This is a genomic window from Frankia sp. CcCS3, assembly GCF_977927575.1.
On the sequence record NZ_CDWRCL010000292.1, the window covers coordinates 1 to 4,137 of the forward strand.

At 68.3% G+C, this 4,137-nt stretch carries 4 protein-coding genes; all 4 read left to right on the forward strand.

The features are described from left to right. Positions 1-238: 238 nt before the first annotated feature. Positions 239-949 carry a TetR/AcrR family transcriptional regulator gene (locus AC08OQ_RS18075; protein WP_476602174.1) on the forward strand — a complete coding sequence of 237 codons (711 nt, stop codon included), beginning with the start codon at positions 239-241 and terminating at the stop codon, positions 947-949. 179 nt (positions 950-1,128) lie between these two features. Beyond that, a complete protein-coding gene (gene thrS / locus AC08OQ_RS18080) occupies positions 1,129-3,111 on the forward strand; it encodes a threonine--tRNA ligase (RefSeq protein ID WP_462187550.1) in 1,983 nt (660 codons plus the stop codon). Between the two features lie 88 nt (positions 3,112-3,199). Beyond that, positions 3,200-3,658, forward strand: coding sequence for a hypothetical protein (locus AC08OQ_RS18085; RefSeq protein ID WP_476602175.1), 459 nt, complete (start codon positions 3,200-3,202; stop codon positions 3,656-3,658). Positions 3,659-3,734: 76 nt separating this feature from the next. Further along, positions 3,735-4,137 (forward strand): hypothetical protein (locus tag AC08OQ_RS18090; RefSeq protein WP_476605778.1); only part of this gene is annotated, 403 nt, incomplete at its 3' end.

The following is a 4,137-nucleotide window of genomic DNA, read 5'->3' on the forward strand; positions in this document are numbered from 1 at the left end:
GGTGGCTGTTCGGGCTGGGGCGTTCGGGTGGTGGTTTCGCGGTGGACCATGGCCCGATCGGCGTGGAACGCGACGCACGCCACGCCGCTGCCCTGGCAAACGGATGCGTCTTGGCCGGCTGGGACGTATGCTGATCTTGAAGTCCGGCGGGAACGTGCGGCGCGATCAAGGTGGCGGGTGGCCTTTCCATGCGGATGCATCGGCACGGCGGCGACGGAGCGTGCGGGGGATCAGACCGGTGTCCCGCCTGATGGCCACCCGGGACGTGCGCACTCCGCATCCTCGGCGGCCGTCCGACCGGGTGCCCTCCGGGGTCCGCGTCTCCCGCGCTCCCGGTCGTCCGAGGGACACCCGCTGCGATGAGGCGATCATCGATGCCGCGCTGCACGAGCTCGCGACGGTCGGCTTCGCGAGCCTGTCGATGGAGGCGGTGGCGACCAGCGCCGGGGTCGGCAAGGCGACGGTCTATCGCCGATGGCCAACGAAGGATGCCCTGATCGGGGACGCGTTGGACACCCTGGCCGACAGTCTCGACGCGGTCGAGACCGGCTCCCTGCGCGACGACCTGGTGGCCTGGCTGAATGCGCTGCGCCGGCACAACCTCCAGTCGTTGTCCGGGCGGATCATGCCGAAGCTCGTCGCCGAGCGGAGCACGCACCCGGAGTTGTTCGCCACCTACTCGCAGAAGGTGATCGAGCCGTCGCGGGAGAAGGCGGCCGCCATGCTCCGGAGCGGCATCGAATCGGGGGAACTCGCCGCGGACGTCGACGTCGACCTCGTCGTCGACATGCTGGTCGGTCCGGTCGCCTATCGGCAGTACATGAGTGGTGACTGCGAGGTGAGCGGAACGCGGATCGCGAAGATCGTCGACACCATCCTCGGTGGCATCCGCTGCCGGGAGGGTGCGCGGCCGACGGCGGAGCCGCCCGCGCCGCACCCGTCACACTGAGCCGCACCCGTCACACTGAGTACCTCGCTCGCCGTACCCCGCTCGCCGGGGGCACCATGCGTCCGCGAGTAGCATCGCGAACGGGCCAGGAAGGCCCGCCGTGGGGCCGCCTGCCGGCCGGCGACGCACCGGCGGTGCGATCCCCGCACCCGTGTTCCCAGCGCAACAGGAGAGATTCGGTGTCCGACGTCCGCCTTACCGTTCAGCACGCCCAGCGCAGCGATCCGCGGGTGGTGCCGACCGGGACGACGGCCGCCGAGCTGTTCGCCGACGACCGGAACGTGATCGCGGCTCTGGTTGACGGCCAGCAACATGATCTCGCTCATGTTCTCGCCGACGGGGCCGTCGTCGAGCCGATCATGATTGACTCGCCGGCCGGGCGGGCGATCGTCCGGCATTCCGCCGCGCACGTCGTCGCCCAGGCGGTCCAGGAACTCTTCCCGAAGGCGCGCCTGGGCATCGGGCCGCCCATCGACAACGGTTTCTACTACGACTTCGACGTCGAGTCCCCGTTCACCCCGGACGACCTCAGGGCCATCGAGAAGAAGGCGCAGGCGATTATCAAGGCCGGCCAGCGATTCTCCCGGCGGGTCGTCACCGAGCCCGAGGCCCGCGCGGAGCTCGCCGACGAGCCGTACAAGATTGAGTTGATCGGGCTGAAGTCGAGTGACGCGGCGGCCGACGACGCCGAGGCGAGTGTCGAGGTCGGGGCGGGCGAGCTGACCATCTACGACAACCTCGACGCGAAGACCGGCGAGCTGTGCTGGAAGGACCTCTGCCGCGGGCCGCATGTGCCCACCACCCGGGCCATCCCGGCCTTCGCGATCCTGCGCTCCGCCGCGGCCTACTGGCGGGGGAGCGAGAAGAACCCGCAGCTGCAGCGCATCTACGGCACTGCGTGGGAGTCGCGCGACGCGCTCAAGGCCTACCAGACCAGGCTGGCCGAGGCCGAGAAACGCGATCACCGCAAGCTCGGCGCGGAGCTTGACCTGTTCTCGTTCCCGACCGAGATCGGCCCGGGGCTGGCGGTCTTCCACCCCAGGGGCGGCGCGATCCGCACCGCGATGGAGGACTACTCGCGGCGCCGGCACATCGAGGCCGGGTACTCGTTCGTCAACACCCCGCACATCACCAAGTCGGAGCTCTACCAGATCTCCGGGCACCTGGACTGGTTCGCCGAGGGCATGTACCCGCCCATGCAGCTCGACGGCGGCACCGACTACTACCTCAAGCCGATGAACTGCCCGATGCATATCCTGATCTTCCGGTCGCGGGGCCGGTCGTACCGGGAGCTGCCGCTGCGGCTGTTCGAGTTCGGCACGGTCTACCGTTACGAGAAGTCCGGAGTGGTCCATGGCCTGACCCGGGTGCGCGGGCTCACCCAGGACGACGCGCACCTGTTCTGCGCCCGCGAGCAGCTACCCGCCGAGCTCGACAGCGTGCTGACGTTCGTGCTCGGGTTGCTGCGCGACTTCGGGCTGACCGACTTCTACCTGGAGCTGTCGACCCGGCCGGAGGGCAAGGCCGTCGGCACCGACGAGGAGTGGGCGCAGGCCACCGAACTGCTGCGGGAGGCCGCGCAGAAGCAGGACCTGGAACTGGTGATGGACCCGGGCGGCGGTGCCTTCTACGGGCCGAAGATCTCCGTGCAGGCCCGCGACGCCATCGGCCGGACCTGGCAGCTGTCCACCATCCAGGTGGACTTCCAGCTGCCGCGGCGCTTCGACCTGGAGTACCAGGCTGCGGACGGGACCCGGCAGCGTCCGTTCATGATCCATCGGGCGTTGTTCGGCACCATCGAGCGGTTCTTCGCCATCCTGTTGGAGCACTACGCCGGGGCGCTGCCGCCGTGGCTCGCGCCGGTGCAGGTGGTCGGCATCCCGATCACCGACGAGCACGTGCCGTACCTGGGCGAGGTCGCCCGGCGGCTCGCCGCGCACGGCCTCCGGGTGGAGGTCGACTCCTCCGACGACCGGATGCAGAAGAAGATCCGTACGGCGCAGAAGCAAAAGGTGCCGTTCATGCTGCTGGCCGGAGATTCCGATGTCGCTCAGGGTGCGGTGTCGTTCCGTTTCCGGGACGGGGCGCAGCGCAACGGCGTGCCGGTGGACGAGGCCGTCGCGGAGATCCTCGACGCGGTGGAGCGCCGCCGCCAGGTCTGAGCCGCGCGGCTGGCCCCGGGCCCCGTTCAGAAGACAGAAGACTCGTGCTGTCCCGGTGGGCCAACTTCTCGGTAGCGGGCCGGAGCCGATGGTTCCGGCCCGCTACCTTCTGGCTACACTTTTGGGGGATGTCGGGGTTTTGCTGGGGCCGGGAGGAGGCAAGCTGAAACCAGCGTGGCGCGAACAGGTCGAGTACTGGGCCGCGGTGGCTTCCGAGCGTGGCGCCGATGCCGCCGTGTTACACGCACAGTCGCGCCAGCTGGCTGCGCTGTACTTCGTGGGTTATGTCGTCGAGGCGTACGCGAAGGCGCTTGCCACGGCTCATGGTAAAATCGTCAGACGAACCCACGTCCTCGTACCGCTACTCGACGACTGCGGAATCCGGCGAGGAGATCTTCCGATGGATCTTCGTGCTTACGTCGATGCGCGCTCGGTCGAGATGCGATACGAACTGGTTCTTCGGCCCGGTATCGACTATGTCACGGAGCTTGCGCGGGCCCGGCGGCTCGCCGCGTACCTCGGGCTCCGGCTCAACCGATTACTCTGATCGTATCTGAGGTACCTGTCTTGGGCCGGCCACTTCGACGTGGCAGCGGGAAGAGCGAGGTCAAGGAGGTGACGGCATGCCGAGTATGCATCAGGAGACAGCGGACCGTGTGCGGGTGGCTGTTCTGGCACGCATCCGCACGCGCGACGAACAGGCAGTGGTGACGGTAAAGCCGGATCCATTCCGGGGCTATCGGATCCGCGTCGTCACGCAGATCTTCAGCGGGCGCTCCCAGCCTGAACGGCGTGAAATCGCACTCGCGGCCGTCCTGCCTGACGCGGACATAGCGTTCATGAGCCTGCTCACCCCCGACGAGGCAGCAGCATCTGCATCCGAGGAAGATCTTCTATCTACGTCACCGGAACTCCCGCTGTGGCCCGACTCGTTGGCGCGCGGTCAGCGCGAGCCGATCGAGGTCCGGCTTCCCTCACGATCGGACGACTTCCTTTCCGAGCCGGTCATCGTGGCTCTTCGAAGTT